Here is a 21466-nt window from a genome sequence, read left to right on the forward strand (position 1 = left end):
TGTTGATATGATGTGACTGTCAAAGATTCAGAGGCTTAACCTCACCAAATCACAATCGAACCGGCTAGATGAGACAAGAATCCTTATCTGCATCGCTACTGTTGCTATCGCCACTTGATTTATCTTCATCAAATGCGAAAGAAAGCAGATACAAGGCATTCTGTTTAACGACATTATCAGCGTTACGCCCACCGATCCCTTTATCACCAAAGGCAAACACCGCGACTGAGGCCGCATAGCGTGGCACATTGATCGCTTGTTCATGCAGCTTTTTAATCAGTTTGTTGATGCTTTTCGGACAAAGTAACCCGCCACTCAGAAAATCTCTGGTCCACGCTTCTACTTTACGATCCGTTTCAGCAATCACATCACCGTATTTATCAGCAACATATTCACCAATCACACTGCCTGTCGCGCCCGATGCACATCCCATTGCCATATCGGCCCCTTGTCCGCCACCAATAGAGGATGTGAAAGTACCAATCCCACATCCTAGCGATGCATAGGCAATATACTTGGCTGCTTCACTGATCTGTGGTGTACCGCTCGGGTTCGTTTCTGTCACCCCTTTATGACCGGCTGCATCACTGATTTTTTCCGACAATGAGCTGCCGATGATTGACACCATTGACGATGCAAAACTGGTCGAAAATGCCTGCCCGAAATCATTCAGACTACCGCCTTGAACCGTGGTATTAATGCCGATACTGACCGTTGAATTGACAACGGAACGAATGATCTGGGCTTCAATACTGTTGCTCGCAATATCTATCGTGGTTGCATCTTTGATCGCATTTGCAGCATCGGTACCTTCGGCAAACAGGTGTGTATCAACACTTTTCAGCACACCGGCGGTCACCATTGCAGTCGCTAATGAAATTAACGCTTGTTTAGACGACAATGATTTCAGGGTCGCTTTAAAATCAAACTTATTCGCCATCAGGCTACTGGTTGCCTGTGACACCAAAGATTTAAAGCCGACATTAATCGCTGTATACAATGGTCCTTCGCCACCAATCACCGCCATACCGGCACCGCTGGTCGCAACCGCCATTGCCACGGCAATAATCGCCATTGCAGCGGGTGTCAGGCCAGACTGATCATAATCCCAGTCTTCCATCACCAGCTGGACTTGCTGCCAGTCGACATTGATCGACGGATCATTGCGGACATTGAGCATCCACGACAATTCTGGTGTCTGTGCCAGTGTTGCCAGTGTGGTGTCCAGATCATGCTTATCACCGGCATACTGAATGCGCACCCCACTATAGGCATTGAGCATAATACCGCCGGAATTGATGAACTCCGAATAGTAAGCCACTTCACGCTGGTAGCCATGGCCCTGATGCCGGAAGGCGAGTGCTCCGTCATAAGATTTCTCATAACTATAACTTTCAAGCAGTTTCGCCAGTTTGAAATCAATCGAACCATAATCAGAAATGATTTTAGCCATCCCCTTGCTATCAACCGTGACCGCTTCTAACGACACATCTCCCTGAATCGTATGCAGTACCATACTTTGGCCGGCTTTCAGCAAGGTTTTGACAATTTTAGCCTCGGTCTTACTCTCTGACTCACTCTCCTTACTGCCGAACAAACCGCCACTGTCAGCTTCAAAACGACGGTCAAAGGTCGCCATATCGACTGCACTTTTCAGCGTAATCCCGTGGGCAGCCAAAACTTCTAATAATCCCTGACTTTCCAGCACGCCGCCTTCAATGTACACCTCTCCGCCGGAGATCAATGACAGCGTATCAACCGCAGAAAGATGCGTTTGTAAGTTCACCAGTGAGGATTCACTGTCCGACCAATGACTGCCGGATTCCGCCCGCTCGCTTTTTGCAGTCTGCGGCACAAGAATGACATTGCCTTGCGACTGAATCCGTAAATCGCCCTGCGCTGAAAACTGTCCGCCGTGACTGACAACATCACCGGCGGTGCGGATATTCAAATCCCCTAACGACACAATTGAACCAATCTGGTCAAAATGCTCAGAATAGCCGTGACCGTAGTCAAAACGAGTCACCAGCGTGTCGTTCACCAATTTTTTGGCGATGAGCGACACATCATCACCGGTAATCGTACCGGATAAGTTTTGCAGTTCACGGCCAGTACGGATGGTGAGCTCTCCACCGGAAACCCGACCTTTGGTATTAATGAAGTCATTCGTAATATCCAGTAAGGCATTATGTGTAAAACGAACATTGGCATCATTGACTACAAACGTATCGGTTTTGATGTCGGCGGAACCGGCGGCCAGAGTTGACTCAGAAATTTTCTGGTTGTTAATCGTGGCTGGCGTTAAGTACACAAACGGCACAATATAGTTACGACCATTAATGACTCGGATTTCAGGCCACACCATATCTGCCGGAATCTGAGCAATTTCAGCGCCAGTTAAAGTTTGTCCCAGCTTCTTCGCGTGAGATTGCGCATAACTGACGGCATTCTCATACAGTTTTTTAGTCTGTTCGTTATAGCTCGAATAACCGGGGGCCGTGATCCAGCTTTTATTCAGTAACTGGATGATCTGTTGACGAATCACACCACGCTCTACATAAGGCGTTCCGAATCGCACCGGCAGATCATTCAAGGTTGTATCTTTGCCATGATACGCTGACAACATGGCTGGGTAGCTGGCTTTAATTTGCTCAAAAAAGAATCCGAACCCATCAAAAATAGCCAGTTCATTCTGCTCAATTGCGCCGGCATACAGATAATCATGAACTTGCGCTTTCAGTTCATAACGTGCCGAACTAGAAACAGCGTTGGTAATCGATTCCAGCCCAATATTCTGTTGTACTGCAGCATAAGCCGGGAAAGACATATGCGTAAAAATAATCGGCAACAGTGCAGAAGAAGTCAGGCGCTGCCACGATGGTATTTGATTTTTTTTCATAATTTGTTTCACCTGATTCTGAGTCATTCAATAACATGGATATTTACGAATACACGACGATAGATCATGATTAATCTCCTTTATAATCAGGGTTTTTGACAAAGAAGATAACGTCACCGGCAGTAATCGGAACGAATTTGCCAGGTTTTCCGGGCTTCGCCGGCTGATCCATGGGTTTGGGCTCATAAGCAGAAGCTTCAGGTCCGAAGGTGACACTCTGTAACATATTGTATTCACTGCCGAAACCTTCATGAATATGTCCGTCAACCAGGAAGATAAATGGATACTCAGCGGTTTTACTATTCTTCGTCAGCGCAACACTGGATGTCGTCCAATGCTTTCTCTTATGTTTGATACAATGACCAAATATGCGCTTACTACAGTAACGTTTTGAGTGTTGGGTGACGGTCGTCTTTTTAAAGATGTCCCGGATTTGCAGCCCTTCCATCCAGATTTTATTGACCGAACCGGAAACATCGCGTTTGACTTCAACACTACTGTGCTCGTTATTGAGCATGTCACTGTTCAGGATCAGATCCTGACCGACATTCAATCTCGCCGGTGGCGACAGCACTTTCAGATACTGAATACTTTGATTGGTGTGGGTGCCATTCGGATCACCGACGACTTTCACATGCGTGTCAGCCCAAATATGATAGCGTTCATTATCGATAATCGGTGCCTGTACAATGACATTGCCCGTCCACGATTCAACGACGGCTGACATGTTCCAGAACCGTTCGCGGACTCGGATGTCCATAATCGATTCCGCAGACACAACCACTTGCTCACTCTGAGTCAAATCTAAATTCAGTTCCGGATCGGTATAACTGTTTCTGGAGACTTCATAAGGGTTGGCATTGGTAAAATTCTGAGCAATAACCTTGATGTTCTGCCCTAAGATGTAAGCACTCAGCGATTTTGCTGCAACTTTGCCACATCCTTTAAACGGTGGAACCGCTAATTTCCCGCCGACTTCAATGGAAGGAGAACGATTCACGATGCGGAGCATTGCACATATTTCAGCCGGCTTGAACGGATAATATTGACCGTTAATCACATCCTGCTGAGACGTTAACTCAATATTCTCTCCCAGAATAATACCGCCATATTGGTTTCTCACCCCTGTCTGACCATTGAGGTAAAGATCGCGAGTCGCTTCAATATCTCCCTCATTGACAATATTCTGTCCGGTAAAATAAACAGAATCCCCGGAAATCGCACCGAGGTTTTTAATATCACCGACCGCAACAACTTTGATTTCTGCACCCTGAATACTGTCGAGCAGATAATTGTTACCGGCAGGCAGCGCAGCAATATGAATTGCCCGGGTTGATTCAATATCGACTTTATTGGCAGCAATAATCTGCTCAGATAATTTGATATTGCCATTTGATTTAATCGAAACGGACTCTAATGGAATAATACTCTGTTCATTATATCGCCCGACATAAGTCCAGTTACCCTGAGTCCGAATTAAACCATCCACCCAAATCGTCCCGAAATCATAGGTTGATTCGAGGTGAAGATTCCCGACTGAAATACGACCTTTATCCGTGATCTCTAAGGCGTTTGATGCGTTTTGATAAGATTTAGAATTAAACTGTTGATAATGCGCATCAGACCGGCGGTCGGTATAACGGAAGTGGTTTTTACCCACAATAATTTGTACGTCGCCATTTGAGACTTCTAAATTACCGCCCGCATCAATTTCTTTCACTTCTTGATGATTGCGTGTCGAAAGGCTGCCTTTCATATTGGTGCGTAACGGGCCATCAACCACGACCTGACCTGCGGCAATATCCAATAAGGATAAATCCGTGGCTGTCAGTCCGGCACCGCCAATCATGACACGACCACCGCTCACATCAATAGCGGTCAGTTCGCCATTCTCTATCTGAGCTGTACCGGTCGCGAGTGTCGCCCGTTCAGTATTCGCGATAGAACAACCCTGACACTGGATCCCACCTGGGGCAACCAACACCACATCTGCCGCATGTCCTTCAACCCGAACCGACTGAATCTTTGCTCGTTGCTTTTGATCGACAACCAACAGGATCGTCTGAGCCGGAGAGTTGCCGATTTTCGGATTCATCACGAGTGAGTTGAGCAAGACGATATTTTTTCCTTGCGCATCAAACGTATTAAAATAATTGACCGAGAGGCCTTGTTCATTTGCCTTTGCAATGCGGACATAATATTGACCAGATCGGTTCAATACAGACGTTTGATCAGCACGGCTGCCTTCATCTTTTGCATTGATCGCTGCCACTGCCGAGTGACAGATTGAAATCAAAGAGAGACCAATAATGAGCCATACGTACTTCACCGAAGCCCTATATCCGACGTTCAGTTTCCAATTTATATTAGTCAATGTGATACCTACGATTCAGAGATATTTCTACATTTAAATAAAAATGTTTATCAAATCACGATAAACCCCGAAAGAATTAACTTTTATAATGTCATGATAATGTCAATTTCAGTATGCAAATCATATCACCAATATGCAATTCAACAAATAAACATTTCCGGTGATATTTTGTACAAAGATATCCTTTGACTATTATCACAATTCAATCCTCGGGGTCAGAATTAATATATTCAAAACCCAATATTCATTGGGTGATTATATTTATTTTAGTGATATATAAATGTCCGAATGGCTGATGACTGACCGATTTTCTGGTCGTCGCTCATGTGTCACGGAATATCGGTCGTACGATGCGAATATACGGTGAAATCATGCGTTCATATACGGCTCAGGCGTCAAAGTTCAATCACGATGTCCTGAGACCATTCCCTTTGCAGTCAAGCTCAGATAAGCTAGTCTTTGATCTTCCGGACTTTATCAATGCCGCTCTGGCCCACGAATCAAGAAATCAACACCCATGAAATTTATCCATACTTCAGACTGGCACCTTGGCCGCCAGTTTCACAACGTTTCACTGATTGCCGATCAAAGCGCAGTTTTGGCACAATTGGTTGCTTTTATTGAGGAAAATCCGGTCGATGCGGTGATTGTTGCCGGTGATATCTATGATCGTTCCGTCCCGCCAACGGTTGCCATCGAGCTATTGAATCAAGTCATCCATCAGATTTGCGGCACGCTGAATACGCCCATGATTCTCATCCCGGGGAATCATGACGGTGCAGAACGACTCGGTTTCGGGGCTGAACAGATGAAAAATGCCGGATTACACATTATCAGTGACTTTAAACAGATGCTGGAACCGGTGATCCTGCGGAGTCAGTCTGCCGGTGAAGTCGCCTTTTATGGCATTCCTTACAGTGATCCTGAAACGGTTCGCGCAGCCTTTCAAACTTCAGTTACGACGCACGATGACGCCCACCAGTTGCTGACCCGCAAAGTGCACGAGCACACCTCCCCCACCCAGAAACAGGTGCTCATCAGTCACTGTTTTGTCGATGGGGCGATTGAATCCGAGTCAGAAAGGCCGCTCTCTATCGGGGGCTCAGATCGGGTCAGTCATGAACACTTCATCGATTTCGATTATGTCGCCCTCGGCCATCTGCATCAGCCCCAGCAAAAAGGTGCGCCTTACATTCGCTACTCCGGCTCTTTAATGAAGTACAGCTTCAGTGAGCAACATCAAAAGAAAGGATTTACACGGGTTGAATTGAATCAGGACGGTTTTGTGTCTGCCGAACATATCGAACTGACCGCACCGCATGAAATGCGCATCCTCGAAGGTGAACTGAACACCATTCTCGAACAGGGCAAGACCGATCCGAAACATCTTGATTATCTGCTGGTCCGGTTGATGGATAAACACGCCATCCTCAATCCGATGGAGAAACTCCGTGCCGTCTATCCCAATGTGCTGCATTTAGAAAAACCGGGCATGCTAATTGGCGTGGAACAGGAAATGGCATCAGCCAGACTGTCGCGCAGCGAGATTGACATGTTCCGTGATTTCTTTGTTGAAGTGCAAGACTGCGACTTATCGGCAGAACAAGATCGTGCTATCAGCGACATTATCAACCAACTCACCCGGCAGTAAGAGACTCGCATGACACCATTAAAACTGACAATGCAGGCCTTTGGCCCTTTTGCGCATACAGAACAGATTGATTTTACGCAGTTGGGGCGTCATCCGCTGTTTCTGATTAATGGCCCGACCGGCTCAGGAAAGACTTCGATTCTGGATGCGATCTGCTTTGCACTGTATGGCGAAACCACTGGCAATGAACGTCAGGGCAACCAAATGCGCAGTGATCTCGCGAGTATAGACACCCCGACTGAAATCACCCTGACTTTTGCGCTGCATGATAAAGTCTATCGAGTCACCCGCAGCCCGGAACAACAAGTGCCTAAAAGCCGTGGTGAAGGCACCACCGTTCGCAAACACAGCGCAGCGCTGTACGACATCACGAACGAAGAAAAACTCATCACCGCCAAAACCACACAGGTCAAAACCGATGTGACGGCTTTGATCGGCCTCAACGACACCCAGTTTCGTCAGGTCATGGTGCTGCCACAAGGTCAGTTCCGCGAGCTATTACTGGCCAGCTCTAAAGATCGGGAAGCCATTTTCGGCCAACTGTTTCAAACCGATATCTACAAGAAAATCGAGTTTGCACTCAAAGATAAGGCCAGCGATATCACTCAGGCTAAAAACGAATTCGATAATCAGATTCGCGGCGCATTACAAGTTGCAGGCGTCACTTCAGAGCAGGAACTGGACGAACAGCAGACCGAGCTTGCCCGACAACTCGAAGCGGCGCGTCATCAAGAGCAGAACGCCTTGTCGGCACTCAATCAGGCTAAATCCGAGATCCACAAGGCCCAGACGCTCAATCAGGATTTTGACCGATTCAGCCAGGCACAATCCGCTCTGAACACGCACCTTGAACAAAGTGCGCTCATGGCAGCCAAGCAACAACAACTTGATACCGCGCGCAATGCGGCCAAAATCCAGCTACCTTATGTCAATCGAATCAATGCCGCCAAGCAGACTGACGAGTTTCAGCAGAAAATCAGCGCTCAGGAGAAGGCTCGCACCACCGCACAGACGGAACAACAGCGTAAACAAGCCACACTCGATCACGCGACGGAACAAGCCAAGCAGATCCCTGAACTGACCAAGACGGTCTATCAGTTAGAAAGCCTCAAAACCAAATTGACTGAAAAGCAGGCACTCGAAGCAAAAATCGCGGAATATATCAACCAGAAACAGAAGCTTGAGACCACTCAGACCCAATATCTTACCCATAAAGAAAAATTGGTCCGCGAAGCCGAGCAAGCCCGCCAAGCATTGGAGACAGCGCAAACTGAAGTGGCTGAAAAGCCAGTGATTGAAGCTGATATTGCCCGGATGCAGCGTTTAGCCACGGATCTCAATCAACTGGACACCCTCAGAAAACAGCATCAGCAAGCACTCGAACAGACGCCGCAAAAGACGGCTGCGGTCAAACAGGCACAGCAAGATTTTACTGCGGCGCAGCAACAAGCCGATCGGCTAGAAATGCAGTGGCACAGTGCGCAAGCAGCCATTCTTGCTCAGAAACTTCAGTCCGGAGAGGCGTGTCCGGTCTGCGGCAGTTGTGATCATCCGTCCCCCGCACTGTTGACCGAGACTGAAGTGACCAAAGCACACATCCAGCAAGCCCGCGCTGAACAGCAACAGGCATGGCAACACTATCATCAATGCTCAGCACAACTGGACCAACACCAGACACTCATTAGCCAGACCGAACAACGTCTGAATGAGTTCACCACACAACTCGGTGAACAAGCCTCGATTCAACCGGCACAACTCCAGCAAGATTTACAGGCCAAACATGACCGCCTGCAATATTTATCCACCCTCAATCTGGAACAGATGGCGCAAGCCGTCACAACACTCAATCAACGCTGCGAAGCCGGAGAACACAAACTGACCGAACTCCAGCAGCAAATGGTGGTCAACGATTCACAGTTGAGTACCAGTCAGGAACAACTGCGCCAGCTCAGTGAATCCATCGACCCTAAATGTGACAGCGTCACTAAAGTCGATCAGGAAATTGCGGCAACCCAGCAGCAAATCGATACGCTCAACCAAACATTCACGACCGCACAGACTGAGCTGCAACAAGCAACGCTGGCCTATGCGAACCTTAACAGCCAGATCACAACCAATCAGGAGTTACTGCAACAGGCCAAAACACGCCTGACCACAGCAGAAGCTGAATGGCACCAAGCGTTGGCTGCAAGCCATTTCAACGATGAACAACACTACCTCGACAGTCAACGCACCGAGCAGGAGATTCAGCGCTGGCAACAAGATCTGGATGCGTTCAAACAGACACAAACCCGCTTGGAACAGACACTGGCTGACTTAACGACAACTTTAAAAGATGCCCAAAGACCGGATTTAGCAGCACTGGACGCGACCCTGACGCAGAGCCAACAAATCTATAGCGACGCTCGCCAGCAACTTGACGCCACCTATTCAACCTTCGAACGGTTGGAGAAAGTGCGTCAGGATATGACTCAGTTACATGCGAAAAATGCCAAACTGGAACAAGAATATCAGGTCTACGGCACCCTCTATGATGTTGCCAGAGGTAACACGGGGAGCCGGGTCAGCCTGCACCGCTTTGTGCTGGGGGTATTACTTGATGACGTCCTGATCCAAGCCTCTCAGCGGCTGAGTTTAATGAGCAAAGGTCGCTATACGCTGGTGCGGAAAACGGAGGGGTTCAAAGGCATTGCCGGTCGGGGGCTCGATTTGATGGTGGAAGATGGTTACACCGGTAAAAACCGCGATGTGGCAACACTGTCCGGCGGGGAGTCATTTATGGCTGCGCTGGCGCTCGCTTTGGGCTTGTCTGATGTGGTGCAGTCCTACAGTGGTGGCATCCGACTGGAAACATTATTCATTGATGAGGGTTTTGGTAGCTTAGATCCGGAGTCGCTCGATCTGGCGATCCAGACATTGGTAGACCTCCAACAAACCGGGCGGATGATCGGCATCATCTCCCACGTCGCGGGTCTGAAAGAGCAAATGGCGCTACGGATTGACGTCGAACCTTCACTGACCGGATCAACCGTCAAAGTGCATCATTAAGCGCTGGGGGAAATATCAGCCGAGTCATGATTGCATATTGCCCTAATGGTACATTTGAGTGTCATTAGGGCTCACTGATACACCTTCATGCTTGCATACGCAATGTAAAGACATGCCCTAACGGTTCTTTATTTTTCGGTCGAAAGCGGGCAATACGTCCCGTTTTATCTACAAAACTCACCAACAGAAATTCAAAAACAGAAAGTCGGTCTCTTCATAGCGCAGCAGTTTTGCATGGTCGTCAAGATAGAGATCCAACCGACACACATGGTGTAAATCAGGTTGCCCTTGTTCAGCGATCATATCCAGCGCATCAATCACTGAACGCTGCTTTTTGTAAGACCAACTGACTGAGGCCAAAATATCCGGTGAGAAAAAAGTTGCTAGCCATGGCCGTTTAATGACAAACATCACTGGCCCTTGTGAAACCTCTTTGATTTCTGAGGTATCGTCATACTGATATAGCCAAACCTGTATCGGCTTGTCTGGGTTGTTGTAATGAATGTACATCCGTTTCGGAAAGAAAAAAGCAACGATAAAACCGATGCATATCAATAAAAGAATCATTCGAATTATTTTGACTGGACTAGCTTTCATTTTCTAATTCTTTTCTGTGGGGGTGAAAACATAAATGAATGTCACGAGCTGCATCAGAAAAACTCGCTTGCTCCAACCGTTTCATTAACTCCGATGGGGTCAATGTTGCTAACGAATCACCGTAATCCTGATATAGTTTGAAGCCGACCTTCACAGCAATCACATCATCCGGGGCATCGCCCGAGGTGGTCATATTATCGAGAAACTGTGCTCCGCCTGCACCTCGTAACAAAAGCTCTTGGCTAAAACCGCAAGCCAAACCAACATAGCCATAATGCACATTGGACCAAATATCATAAAAATAATCATGTCTTTTATATTTATGCCAATAACTTTTAGAGTCTGTCGGTGGTTTATCATTCGGTTTTTTATTTTGCCGATATGCTCGTACTTTCGTTAATGTCCATAATTTACGATGTACCGCAACAGCTTTTAACCTTGGGTTATCACGAATTAATGGCTTATGATCCCACGAATGCCCTTTATATACTTTTTCGAACCACAATGCGCTTGCCGTAATCAAGTCAGGCCTCGGCATAGGTGCAAACAGTTGTTTATACCACGGTAATTGCTGCCATTCCTTCAGCCGCTCATACTTATAATCCAACAAATATCGAATTGTTTCACAAGTCTGACTCTGAATATTTGTTTTCATTTCACCAATAATATACTCAGCGACCAGTAAGGCACCATCCGAATGTTGACACGATAACAAAATAGACACTGGATCAAGCGTAGAGGCGGGGGTCGAGACAACCTCTTTTTTCAGTACCCAGCCCGATGTATCTGACATTATATTTCCTTAATAAATATTTGGACTTTTTTCGGCTGAGTACCTGTATCTATGACGGGTAACTGTCCACTGTGATCGGTTTTTCCCTGAGCAATTGTCTCTCCATCAACAACAATACGATATTCCACATCCCGAAGCGGTTGTCCCGTTTCATCTTTCATAATAAAGGCACGATCATGCAATTTTTTCATCAGTTGTGGTTGCGGGACCTCATCACCAATATTAACCGTACCCCCTCCCATTGTGACCCCACCACAATTCACCGAACCGCCTGTAATCGCTGCTGGTTTGTTGTTAATCATCACAGTAGAAGAACCCGATGATATTTTTCGTGCATGTGGTGGATGCTTTGGTTTGGAATGAGATGCGAGTGGATCCCCAACCCGAGCAGCGGGAATACCATCAATGAAAACGTCGGGAGAGCCGGAGGTGACAGGTGTTGGTGGAAATCCATCATGAGCAGTTCCGGTGTCTCCGACACGAACAGCTTTAGCCATAACTTTTATTGGATCCAATAACGATGAATGATGTTTTCAAATATCACATTGAACACATGTCAACAACTTGATTATGCAACTGGTTTTATTTTTTGATAGATGGTGTCAGAAACTTTTATCACTTATTCATTCATTTAATGATTAAGTCACTATCCGATTCAATCTGAACAGATCAAAGCTAGGGCTGATCGTGTCGTATCATTGCTACTGGTAGATCTCCAACAAACCGGGCGGATGATCGGCATCATCTCCCACGTCGCGGATCTGAAAGAACAAATGGCGCTACGGATTAACGTCGAACTTTCACTGACCGGATCAACCGTCAAAGTGCATTATTAATGCGCTGGGGTGAACACCAACCGACTCATCATTACAAATCAGTACAATCGACTGATCATAACCAAATAAATCTAAGTTCATATGGGTTTATAAACTGGCTAAAAGGAGCATAGATAAAGGTTCCAATATCTAACCGCTTCAAATAAGCTTTCAAACAGTAGTTGCGATATATTCACTCCTGTTTTCAGAGATTGAAAACAATTCGATTTAAGCAAGGAGGCGATTGATGCTCGATATCAAAGAACCGACACTATCTGATGCACCAGCCATTGTTGCACTGCTGGCGTCTCTTGGTTACCCGGAAACCGAGGCATTCATTGAAAAGCGGATGACTCAACTCCTCTCTCATGACAACGACGTACTGCTGATTGCTGTCAAAGAGCATGAAATTATTGGCGTGATTGCTTTACATTTCATACCCCAGCTTGCTTTGCCCGGGGATTTTTGCCGCATCAGCTATTTTTGTATCTCTGAAACGTCTCGTGGCGAGGGTGTGGGTACTATGCTTGAGTCTCATGCCGTTGATATCGCAAAAGCGCGCGGCTGTGATCGCATCGAAGTCCATTGCCATGCCAGACGTGTTGATGCACACCGCTTTTATGATCAAAACGGATATGTAGAATCGCCAAAGTATTTAGTGAAATTGCTCAATTAAATCAGTCATACGGAGAAACGATATGTCGATTACCAGTAAAACGGACGAAGAAATTATAGCCATCGCCCAGCCGATGATTGATGCCGTTGTCAACGCTTCAAACCGGCAAGACTGGGCTGCTTTTTGTGCTTATCAAACAGACGAAGAAGCGCAGGATCCCAATAATAAAGAACATGTTCTCAAGTTATGGCAAGAAAATGAATTTTTCACATCGTTAAGCCTTGATCGAGAAATACTGGCTGTATTGCGTAACAATGAAGTGGCTCAGATCGTGTGGAAGCAGACCAGCGACGTCGTTCCGGGAGAACGCTTAGCGCGTTACTTCATTAAAGAGATTGACCAGCAGATCAAAGAAATCGGTTTTTTGATCAATTGACAAGGCTGTCGTTAGCAATACACCAAAACGATTCATCAGAAATTTGTGCTGTGTGACATTTTGATATATAACGATTTTTGTGGTGAACGATAAATTTTGGCACGGCATTCAGGTGCGCTCTTCCCCTCATTTAACGTGATATAAGTAAATGTTATATAAATAAAAGGACAATCCAACATATGGAAATCAAAATTGATGATTTATCGGGTGGCGAAGTGATCAGACTGCTCGAAGAGCATCTGGCAGATATGTATGAGACCTCACCCGCGGAAAGCGTGCATGCCTTAGATGTTGATGCACTCAAATCCCCGGAGATAACCTTCTTCAGCGCTTGGCTCGGTAATGAACTGCAAGGTTGTCTCGCCATCAAACAACTGACCCCCGAGCATATTGAGTTGAAATCGATGCGAACCTCACGCGCTGCCCGTCAATCCGGTGTCGCGACGCAACTGCTTATGCATGCACTTAATATCGCTACTGAGCGCGGCTATCAGACCGTTAGCCTTGAAACGGGATCTCATAATTTCTTCCGCCCGGCCAGAAACTTATACGAAAAATTTGGTTTCCGTTATTGCGGGCCATTTGCTCACTATCAAGACGATCCGCATAGTCGCTTTATGACACGAGATCTGATCAAAACATTCAAATAACAGCAACTGTGTTAAGCACCTCAATATGAATTGATTGCTACGGCAGACATCATCGCATCAGGGAAAACGGACAATCGAATACTTATTAGGTTTATTAACATTACTAACATCAATGGTTGCTGCAACCATTGGATTCGGTGGCGGTATGTTACTGATTACCGTTTTTCCAAGCTTCCTAAGCCCCAATTTAATCATACCTGTCTATGGCGTTGTTCAACTTGCAAGCAACGTTTCCGATTCATCAGAAATTTGTGCTGTGTGACATTTTGATATATAACGATTTTTGTGGTGAACGATAAATTTTGGCACGGCATTCAGGAGCCTTTCCTCTCATTTAACGTGATATAAGTAAATGTTATATAAATAAAAGGACAATCCAGCATATGGAAATCAAAATTGATGATTTATCGGGTAGCGAGGTGATCAGACTGCTCGAAGAGCATCTGGCAGATATGTATGAGACCTCACCCGCGGAAAGCGCGCATGCCTTAGATGTTGATGCACTCAAATCCCCGGAGATAACCTTCTTCAGCGCTTGGCTCGGTAATGAACTGCAAGGTTGTCTCGCTATCAAACAACTGACCCCCGAACATATTGAGCTGAAATCGATGCGAACCTCACGCGCCGCCCGTCAATCCGGTGTCGCGACGCAACTGCTCATGCATGCACTTGATATCGCCACTGAGCGCGGCTATCAGACCGTTAGCCTTGAAACGGGATCTCATGATTTCTTCCGCCCGGCCAGAAACTTATACGAAAAATTTGGTTTCCGTTATTGCGGGCCATTTGCTCACTATCAAGACGATCCGCACAGCCGCTTTATGACACGAGATCTGATCAAAACATTCAAATAACAGCAACTGTGTTAAGCACCTCAATATGAATTGATTGCTACGGCAGACATCATCGCATCAGGGAAAACGGACAATCGAATACTTATTAGGTTTATTAACATTACTAACATCAATGGTTGCTGCAACCATTGGATTCGGTGGCGGTATGTTACTGATTACCGTTTTTCCAAGCTTCCTAAGCCCCAATTTAATCATACCTGTCTATGGCGTTGTTCAACTTGCAAGCAACGTTTCGCGAATGCTTTTCTCACTCAAATATGTGCAGTGGGTGCTACTCCCTAAGTTTTTAGTCGGCTCAATCATCGGTACGCTGAGCATTGGCTATGGCCTGTCATATATCCCTATCGACTATATACCGCTGGCAATTGGTATCTACATACTACTGAACCTGTGGAGTTCTCGTTTTTCAATTTTTGTCAGTCGCTACGAAAGCTATTATTTGATTGGTTTCTTGCAAACAGGTTTGGGACTGGTCGTTGGTGCAACCGGCCCTTTGGCCTTAAATGTCTTAACCAAACAACTGAAGTCGAAAGATAGTATTATTGCAACAAGTTCATTGTTTATGACGATCAGTCACCTCGCCAAAATCCCGGTCTATTTAACTGTCACGGCAAGCTTGCTCACTGATTTAAATTTGATTATTTATATGATTATCGGCGCGGTGTTGGGATCATTTTTAGGTACAAGGCTGCGTTTAAGAAGCAATAATGAGCGGATGATTCAAATCATCAAAGTGTTACTCAGCTTGTTTGCCGTCAAAATGATTGTTCAAGGGATAATATAATTCTTGCTTGTTTTTGGATAAGCGCGGTTTATTGTCGTCGGTTTTGTCATGTAATCATCAGTCACTCATGACTCCCATAACCTGATAATAAAAATACCGTAGACTCATTTATCAACAAAAACCGACAGCCTTGCAGCTATCGGTTGATGTCGTTTGGTATTCCTGAATTGCGCGCAATAAAAAGCCCCGTCGTTTTTGGACGTGGCTTTGCATAATGTGGAAATTGTGTACTACTTTTTTCAGAGAATCAAATCCATGTCAGGAAATCAACTCCTAATCTTTGGAGTCATTACTTTGCGGTTATAAATGCATCTTGACCAGCAATGAATTCATTGAATTTTTTTGATTGATAAGCCTTAAAACACCCATAACTTTCAGATGCTTGACCATTTTTCATATAGCCCAGAGATTGCTTAGCCTCACCGTTCAGGACGTTTACCGCCTCAGCGTATGGATCGTGTTCCGTTTCAAGCGTCTCTTCATTTTGAACAATCATATACTCACCATTGCCCATAAAAGAGAGAGAGCGTTTGCTATATTTTAAGTCTTCAGCCAACTTGCTATCAGGATCAATCGTAATCAGACAAGAGACCAGTGCATAATCTTTTAGTTTATTCCTAGCATCAAGCACTTGCTCATTTAGGTTCTCCACATGTGTGGCACATCCCACTGAAAAAAATAGTACCACTGAAAATAAAGGATAGATTAGTCTTTTAGTTCCCATAGCATTACCTTATTGGGACTAACAGTCCCATTATAATGTTCTTTATAGTAATTCAACTCATGATAGCGACTCCCGTCTCCTGTGGATGAGCCATCCCAGAGTGTTGCATGTCCATACGCATCGCTCCATCCGCTGACTTCAGTAATGAGCAGTCCCTTTTTGCCAGATATCGCTGATATATCAGAAGGTTTCATATCATATTCGGGCTTACCCCAATTGAACTCGATATACTTCACTAAATCTTTGACTCGAAGAATATAGATTTTATTGTCAGCACCTCGGACGCGATATATCGGATAGGTTTCAATAATTGTGCCACTTGGAACAAGAAACCCTCCATAATTGAAACCACGACTCATTCTTAGCGCACAGGCATTCGCATAACTTGCACTATCAGCAATATATAGCTCCAAAACTCTCCCACCGACTAGCTCATACACTTTTCGAGCAGACTTGAAGCCAACTTCAGAATAAGCAGACCATAGATCTGAAAATTTAGGGCGCTTTATATCTACTGTCGTTACTGAGTGTCCAGCACTTGCAGTTAAACTTCCCATTACATGTCCTTCCCTTCAAATTCCAAGCGAGTACCTTTAAGGGCATTTATTATACAAACTTCACCATTTTCATCGACATAGCCAGAAACGACCTTATTAACCGGTCCGGATAACGTGATGGAAACAGTTTCACCGGGAAGATAACCACTTGTTTTCGCATGCACATTGATATCAGTATAGTGACGAGAAGCTCCTGAGATGAGTTGACAATCTGGTCCATAAGAAAAGTAAACAGCGGTAATGGCCCTAGTGGCAGCGACATTCATTGGAGCAGCACCTCCGCCCCCATTAGATGGAACATCTCCAATGTTAACTGTCCCTCCACCAATGGTAACACCACCGCAACTGACTGCACCACCCGTGATTGCAGCAGCCTTTCCATTAATAGAAACCGTAGAAGAGCCTGATGCAATACTACGTCCATGTGGAGGATGTTTGGGCTTGCTGTGAGAAGCCAATGGATCGCCAACTCTCGCCGCAGGAATGCCATCAAATTTCACGTCAGGCGAGCCTGCAGTCACTGGTGTAGGAGGGAAACCATCGTGATCAGTACCTGTATCTCCAACTCTAACTGCCTTTGCCATCATTTCATCCTTGTCATTTTAATGATCATTATTAAATTATTATGCAATTGGTGGCAATATGGAAATATTTAAATCTGAATGCAGATCACTGGCAGATATGTGAGGTGGACAAGTCAAAACTCTATCTGTTAGTTCTCAGATTGCGATGTATTCAGGTGCCCTAGCCCGACTTCAGACCTTCTGTTCACTAAAGTCAAATGAACATCTTTAAAATATGATGTTGCAACAGTTTGACTAAAGCCGAGTTGTACCAGCAATCAATATACATGCCTATACCCACGGGATATAGGATTGCCATCTGAATCTCTGGACTATCTTCTAATAGGTCTCTAAGCCATTCGTGTATACCCCACTCATTATCTGGTCTTCGTTGTGGAGCATATAAATATCATAGAACCGAATAAATATACTTATACGACCAAAATGCAGCAGACACTAAAGGAAATCCAATATTTATCACCAGACAGATATAATCCAGCATAAACAGCACCCACCGACAATTTGACCAGTCCGACTCCACAGAAAACCAGTCCCAGTAAATTTCATCCCTTGGCAAATTTTTGATTTTATAGCGTGGTCCGAATGGATTTGGATTGCGATAAACTACCACGAATCCAATCCCACCTTTAATCTGATTCACATAGGCATCCGAGCGCGCTTTATCTATTCTTCCCAACCGACAGGCATCAGAAAATTCAGCGTTAACGGCTTTGGCCAACAGTTCCATCTCTTCATCGGAGTCATCCGCAATCACCATCAAATCAGTTCTGGTTTTGGCTTCCATTCCCAGACGAAGAGCATGTCCATCAATGAAATATGGCCCTGCTCATCAAGGCGGTTTGTTTTATTGGCTTATCGGTTTTGGTGCGGTTCGACGACCAGATGTTCTCTTTGTAGTATGACTCACGCCTAAAGAATGAAACGAACCACCCACTATCGATTTTTTTCAACAAAAAAAAGCCAACCACAAAATTGTGATTGGCTATCAATATGAACAAAATAGGTTCACTAACAACGTCAGTTGGCTAGGTGACCCTCGGCTTAATAAGGGTCATGGTTATTAATGCAGTATACATGCCAACTTTTAATTTTGATTTAACCATTTGATTTTAAATGATTTGTATAAATATAAACCTATTCGCAATACACTGAAACTCATATGAAATTCTCAAAATGCAAAGTAATTTTTATTTTGCAACAACGAACTCAACCTCATTACCACTGCGAATGTTCTGCTGGAAACTGCTCACATTGTCGAATGTCGTACTGGCGATCGATAATAAGGCTTCTTTAGTCAGAAATGCCTGATGGCCGGTAAACAGAACATTATGACAAGCCGATAAACGGCGGAACACATCATCGGTAATCACGACATTGGATTTATCTTCAAAGAACAGTTCTTGTTCTTCTTCGTAAACATCCAGCCCCAGAGAGCCGATAACCCCTTGTTTAAGTGCTTCAATCGAATCAAGTGCATTCAGTAATGCGCCGCGACTGGTATTGATGATCATGACGCCCTTTTTCATTTTGGCAAAAGCCTGAGCATCGAGCATGTGGTGATTTTCTTTGAATAGCGGACAGTGCAGACTAATCACATCCGACGCTTGTAATAGTGTGTCTAAATCAACATATTCTGCCCCGAGCTCAAGTGCCGCAGGGTTTTGATAGGGATCATGCACTAATAAGCGCATGCCGAATCCTTTCAGAATTCGCAAAGTCGCCACACCAATTTTTCCGGTTCCGATAATACCGGCTGTTTTACCATACATGTTGAACCCGACTAACCCATCGAGTGAAAAATTGGCATCTCGGGTGCGTTGATAGGCTTTATGAATCCGTCGGTTCAGAGTCATCATTAAACCGACGGTATGTTCAGCCACGGCTTCAGGTGAATATGCCGGTACCCGAACCACCGTGATGTTGTGCTTTTTGGCAGCTTCCAGATCGACATTGTTATAACCCGCACAGCGCATTGCCAATAATCGGGTGCCATTTGCAGCTAAGGTCTGTAGCACCGGCTCAGACAGATCATCATTCACAAATGCACAGACAACCGGACTGTTATGCGCGAGTCTGGCGGTCTTTTGATCTAACCGGACTTCGTAAAACTCAAGCTCGAATCCATATGCTTGATTGGCTTGGGTGAAATACGCCTGATCATAAGCTTTCGAGCTAAATACTGATATTTTCATAACTTCATTCCTCAGACTGAACAATAAACGGCAGCGATTCTTATTGATGATGTTACGTTCATGTTGACTATTTTGCTGTCCTCACTGGTTTTATACCGAAATCATGAAATTATTACTAGTTGCTCTTTACAGTGTAAAACATCGCTGTAAGATCGGTTCTCCTTTCTTTTTTAAAGGTTATTGTCATGATTGCCTGTTATGAGTCCTATAAAGCCGGGCTCTTTCATCCTTCTCAATGGTTACGAAATATTAGCGCTGGCGTCATTGTCGGCGTGGTCGCTTTACCCTTAGCAATGGCGTTTGCAATTGCATCCGGTGTAAAGCCGGAACAAGGTCTGTACACCGCTATCATTGCCGGCATCCTTGTTTCGTTGTTCGGTGGGTCGCGCATTCAAATTGCGGGGCCGACGGGTGCTTTTATCGTGTTATTGTCCGGTGTTGTTCATGACTACGGTATCAGTGGCTTACAGATCGCAACCATGATGGCAGGTGTTTTTCTGCTGCTGTTGGGCATTACCAAACTTGGCAGCATTATTCGGTTTATTCCTGATCCGGTCATTATTGGTTTTACCAGCGGGATCGGGGTCATTATCTGGGTCGGACAATGGCGGGAATTCTTCGGCTTACCGCAAATTCATGGTGAACACTTTCATCAAAAACTGCTGTCCATCTATCACGCTTTCCCTCAATTAAACTGGCAAACAACCGGGTTGGCTCTGTTGTCTTTGGCGATTGTCATTTACGGGCCAAAGATCCCGAAACTGACCAAAGTCCCCGGTCCGTTACTGGCGCTGGTGGTCGTGACGCTGCTACAGAACACGCTGCATCTCGACGGTATCCGTACTATCGGGACTGCATTTGGCGGCATTCCTCAGGGATTACCATCGATGACGCTGCCACAAGCGAGTCTTGCTGATTTGATTCCGTTGATCGGCCCTGCCTTCGCGATTGCCATGCTAGGAGCAATCGAGTCACTCTTATCTGCTGTGGTTGCAGACGGGATGACTGGGACAAGACACAATTCCAATCAGGAACTCATCGGTCAGGGGATCGCGAATATGGTCTCTCCCCTGTTCGGTGGCATTGCTGCAACAGGAGCCATCGCCCGGACGGCGACCAACATCCGTAACGGTGGTAATAGTCCGCTGGCTGGCCTTGTCCACACCGCCACTCTCATCATCATCCTGCTTCTGCTCGCTCCGCTGGCAGTCAATATTCCACTTGCCACCTTAAGTGCGATTTTGTTCGTGGTCGCATGGAATATGAGTGAAGCCCGGCACTTTTTTAAACTCCTGAAGCGGGCTCCGAGAGCTGATGTGCTAATTCTGCTGATCACTTTCTTCCTGACTGTCTTCGCCGATCTGGTTGTGGCGGTCAATATCGGGGTCATTCTTGCTGTTTTACACTTTGTTAAACGCATGGCAACAAGTGTTGAAGTCAAAGCCAGTACCAATGTTGAACTGGCTGATGAATTGGCACATCAAGGCATCACACAGTTGCCACCGGAATTGGCGGTTTATGCGTTGGAAGGCCCATTTTTCTTTGCTGCCGCAGATGCCTTTGAACGTGTCATGCACAGCATTCCGGACAAGCCGAAAATTCTGATATTACGCCTGAAGTGGGTGCCGTTTATGGATATGACTGGCTTACAGACACTGGAAGAAATGGTTCAGGATTTCAGACGCCGGAATATCCAAGTGATGATCTCCGGCGCCAATGCCCGAGTCACGTATAAATTACAAAAAGTCGGCGTGATACAACTGATTGGTGAAGATTATTGCTTCGGTGAGTTTCAGGCAGCGCTACATACTGCATTAGAAATCATTGATGCTACATCTCATCCATCAACAGAAGCATAACGTTTACAAGGTTTCATCAGAGGTAAGACTTCA

18 protein-coding genes and 1 pseudogene are annotated in these 21466 nt (G+C 45.6%); 9 read left to right on the forward strand and 10 right to left on the reverse strand.

Features of this window, described 5'->3' with window-relative positions:
* Nucleotides 1-64 precede the first annotated feature (64 nt).
* On the reverse strand, nucleotides 65-2899 hold the full coding sequence (locus BSQ33_RS18250; protein WP_176698969.1) for a DUF637 domain-containing protein: 2835 nt from the start codon (nucleotides 2897-2899) through the stop codon (nucleotides 65-67).
* A gap of 70 nt (nucleotides 2900-2969) precedes the next feature.
* Nucleotides 2970-5273 carry a hypothetical protein gene (locus BSQ33_RS18255; RefSeq protein ID WP_157721432.1) on the reverse strand — a complete coding sequence of 768 codons (2304 nt, stop codon included), beginning with the start codon at nucleotides 5271-5273 and terminating at the stop codon, nucleotides 2970-2972.
* Nucleotides 5274-5790: 517 nt separating this feature from the next.
* On the opposite strand from BSQ33_RS18255, the gene BSQ33_RS18260 reads away from it, so the two are divergent.
* Nucleotides 5791-6924, forward strand: coding sequence for an exonuclease SbcCD subunit D (locus BSQ33_RS18260; RefSeq protein WP_021019974.1), 1134 nt, complete (start codon nucleotides 5791-5793; stop codon nucleotides 6922-6924).
* Nucleotides 6925-6933: 9 nt separating this feature from the next.
* On the forward strand, nucleotides 6934-9972 hold the full coding sequence (locus BSQ33_RS18265; protein WP_088134860.1) for an AAA family ATPase: 3039 nt from the start codon (nucleotides 6934-6936) through the stop codon (nucleotides 9970-9972).
* A gap of 177 nt (nucleotides 9973-10149) precedes the next feature.
* On the opposite strand, the gene BSQ33_RS18270 is transcribed toward BSQ33_RS18265, so the two are convergent.
* From BSQ33_RS18270 to BSQ33_RS18280, 3 genes are read right to left on the reverse strand one after another with little or no spacing between them, the layout of a single operon-like run.
* Nucleotides 10150-10569 (reverse strand): hypothetical protein, encoded by a 420-nt coding sequence (locus BSQ33_RS18270; RefSeq protein WP_088134861.1) that lies wholly within the window; start codon nucleotides 10567-10569, stop codon nucleotides 10150-10152.
* Entirely contained in the window at nucleotides 10559-11362 is an 804-nt protein-coding gene (locus tag BSQ33_RS18275) for a polymorphic toxin type 44 domain-containing protein (RefSeq protein ID WP_021019977.1), read from the reverse strand. Before BSQ33_RS18275 ends, BSQ33_RS18270 begins: the two co-directional genes overlap by 11 nt.
* On the reverse strand, nucleotides 11362-11859 hold the full coding sequence (locus tag BSQ33_RS18280; protein WP_088134862.1) for a type VI secretion system PAAR protein: 498 nt from the start codon (nucleotides 11857-11859) through the stop codon (nucleotides 11362-11364). Before BSQ33_RS18280 ends, BSQ33_RS18275 begins: the two co-directional genes overlap by 1 nt.
* Nucleotides 11860-12060: 201 nt before the next feature.
* On the opposite strand from BSQ33_RS18280, the gene BSQ33_RS21680 reads away from it, so the two are divergent.
* The 6 genes from BSQ33_RS21680 to BSQ33_RS18305 all read left to right on the forward strand — a co-directional run bounded on the left by BSQ33_RS21680 (nucleotide 12061) and on the right by BSQ33_RS18305 (nucleotide 15517).
* On the forward strand, nucleotides 12061-12198 hold the full coding sequence (locus tag BSQ33_RS21680) for a hypothetical protein (RefSeq protein ID WP_157721433.1): 138 nt from the start codon (nucleotides 12061-12063) through the stop codon (nucleotides 12196-12198).
* A gap of 226 nt (nucleotides 12199-12424) precedes the next feature.
* Nucleotides 12425-12853 carry a GNAT family N-acetyltransferase gene (locus BSQ33_RS18285; protein ID WP_088134863.1) on the forward strand — a complete coding sequence of 143 codons (429 nt, stop codon included), beginning with the start codon at nucleotides 12425-12427 and terminating at the stop codon, nucleotides 12851-12853.
* A gap of 22 nt (nucleotides 12854-12875) precedes the next feature.
* Nucleotides 12876-13229, forward strand: coding sequence for a hypothetical protein (locus tag BSQ33_RS18290; RefSeq protein ID WP_088134864.1), 354 nt, complete (start codon nucleotides 12876-12878; stop codon nucleotides 13227-13229).
* Nucleotides 13230-13408: 179 nt separating this feature from the next.
* Nucleotides 13409-13879, forward strand: coding sequence for a GNAT family N-acetyltransferase (locus BSQ33_RS18295; protein ID WP_088134865.1), 471 nt, complete (start codon nucleotides 13409-13411; stop codon nucleotides 13877-13879).
* A 383-nt stretch (nucleotides 13880-14262) separates the two neighbouring features.
* A complete protein-coding gene (locus tag BSQ33_RS18300) occupies nucleotides 14263-14733 on the forward strand; it encodes a GNAT family N-acetyltransferase (RefSeq protein ID WP_088134866.1) in 471 nt (156 codons plus the stop codon).
* A gap of 34 nt (nucleotides 14734-14767) precedes the next feature.
* On the forward strand, nucleotides 14768-15517 hold the full coding sequence (locus BSQ33_RS18305) for a sulfite exporter TauE/SafE family protein (protein WP_232472026.1): 750 nt from the start codon (nucleotides 14768-14770) through the stop codon (nucleotides 15515-15517).
* Nucleotides 15518-15806: 289 nt separating this feature from the next.
* Here the strand turns inward: BSQ33_RS18305 and BSQ33_RS18310 are convergent, their stop codons facing one another.
* The 5 genes and pseudogenes from BSQ33_RS18310 to BSQ33_RS18330 form a co-directional block, all read right to left on the reverse strand.
* Nucleotides 15807-16241, reverse strand: coding sequence for a hypothetical protein (locus tag BSQ33_RS18310; RefSeq protein WP_232472027.1), 435 nt, complete (start codon nucleotides 16239-16241; stop codon nucleotides 15807-15809).
* Nucleotides 16223-16798, reverse strand: coding sequence for a type VI secretion system amidase effector protein Tae4 (locus BSQ33_RS18315; RefSeq protein ID WP_088134867.1), 576 nt, complete (start codon nucleotides 16796-16798; stop codon nucleotides 16223-16225). Before BSQ33_RS18315 ends, BSQ33_RS18310 begins: the two co-directional genes overlap by 19 nt.
* Nucleotides 16798-17382 carry a type VI secretion system PAAR protein gene (locus BSQ33_RS22180; protein ID WP_332457875.1) on the reverse strand — a complete coding sequence of 195 codons (585 nt, stop codon included), beginning with the start codon at nucleotides 17380-17382 and terminating at the stop codon, nucleotides 16798-16800. The genes BSQ33_RS18315 and BSQ33_RS22180 overlap by 1 nt, the downstream gene beginning before the upstream one ends.
* Nucleotides 17383-17860: 478 nt before the next feature.
* Nucleotides 17861-18172 (reverse strand): annotated as a pseudogene (locus tag BSQ33_RS18325) (portal protein); the annotation flags it as partial.
* Between the two features lie 397 nt (nucleotides 18173-18569).
* Nucleotides 18570-19574: a 2-hydroxyacid dehydrogenase gene (locus BSQ33_RS18330; RefSeq protein WP_088134868.1), complete on the reverse strand. Its 1005-nt coding sequence runs from the start codon at nucleotides 19572-19574 to the stop codon at nucleotides 18570-18572.
* A 185-nt stretch (nucleotides 19575-19759) separates the two neighbouring features.
* Here BSQ33_RS18330 and BSQ33_RS18335 point away from each other — a divergent pair, with 185 nt between their 5' ends.
* Nucleotides 19760-21433, forward strand: a complete 1674-nt coding sequence (locus BSQ33_RS18335) for a SulP family inorganic anion transporter (protein ID WP_021019985.1) — start codon at nucleotides 19760-19762, stop codon at nucleotides 21431-21433.
* Nucleotides 21434-21466 lie beyond the last annotated feature (33 nt).

The organism is Vibrio gazogenes, assembly GCF_002196515.1.
Taxonomy (GTDB): Bacteria; Pseudomonadota; Gammaproteobacteria; order Enterobacterales; family Vibrionaceae; genus Vibrio; species Vibrio gazogenes_A.

Bases quoted from the DNA above. Each gene is read 5' to 3' on its own strand.
- BSQ33_RS18250 (WP_176698969.1), bottom strand. From the start codon at position 2,899: ATGAAAAAAAATCAAATACCATCGTGGCAGCGCCTGACTTCTTCTGCA.
- BSQ33_RS18260 (WP_021019974.1), top strand. From the start codon at position 5,791: ATGAAATTTATCCATACTTCAGACTGGCACCTTGGCCGCCAGTTTCAC.
- BSQ33_RS18265 (WP_088134860.1), top strand. From the start codon at position 6,934: ATGACACCATTAAAACTGACAATGCAGGCCTTTGGCCCTTTTGCGCAT.
- BSQ33_RS18270 (WP_088134861.1), bottom strand. From the start codon at position 10,569: ATGAAAGCTAGTCCAGTCAAAATAATTCGAATGATTCTTTTATTGATA.
- BSQ33_RS18275 (WP_021019977.1), bottom strand. From the start codon at position 11,362: ATGTCAGATACATCGGGCTGGGTACTGAAAAAAGAGGTTGTCTCGACC.
- BSQ33_RS18280 (WP_088134862.1), bottom strand. From the start codon at position 11,859: ATGGCTAAAGCTGTTCGTGTCGGAGACACCGGAACTGCTCATGATGGA.
- BSQ33_RS18285 (WP_088134863.1), top strand. From the start codon at position 12,425: ATGCTCGATATCAAAGAACCGACACTATCTGATGCACCAGCCATTGTT.
- BSQ33_RS18290 (WP_088134864.1), top strand. From the start codon at position 12,876: ATGTCGATTACCAGTAAAACGGACGAAGAAATTATAGCCATCGCCCAG.
- BSQ33_RS18295 (WP_088134865.1), top strand. From the start codon at position 13,409: ATGGAAATCAAAATTGATGATTTATCGGGTGGCGAAGTGATCAGACTG.
- BSQ33_RS18300 (WP_088134866.1), top strand. From the start codon at position 14,263: ATGGAAATCAAAATTGATGATTTATCGGGTAGCGAGGTGATCAGACTG.
- BSQ33_RS18310 (WP_232472027.1), bottom strand. From the start codon at position 16,241: ATGGGAACTAAAAGACTAATCTATCCTTTATTTTCAGTGGTACTATTT.
- BSQ33_RS18315 (WP_088134867.1), bottom strand. From the start codon at position 16,798: ATGGGAAGTTTAACTGCAAGTGCTGGACACTCAGTAACGACAGTAGAT.
- BSQ33_RS22180 (WP_332457875.1), bottom strand. From the start codon at position 17,382: ATGGCAAAGGCAGTTAGAGTTGGAGATACAGGTACTGATCACGATGGT.
- BSQ33_RS18330 (WP_088134868.1), bottom strand. From the start codon at position 19,574: ATGAAAATATCAGTATTTAGCTCGAAAGCTTATGATCAGGCGTATTTC.
- BSQ33_RS18335 (WP_021019985.1), top strand. From the start codon at position 19,760: ATGATTGCCTGTTATGAGTCCTATAAAGCCGGGCTCTTTCATCCTTCT.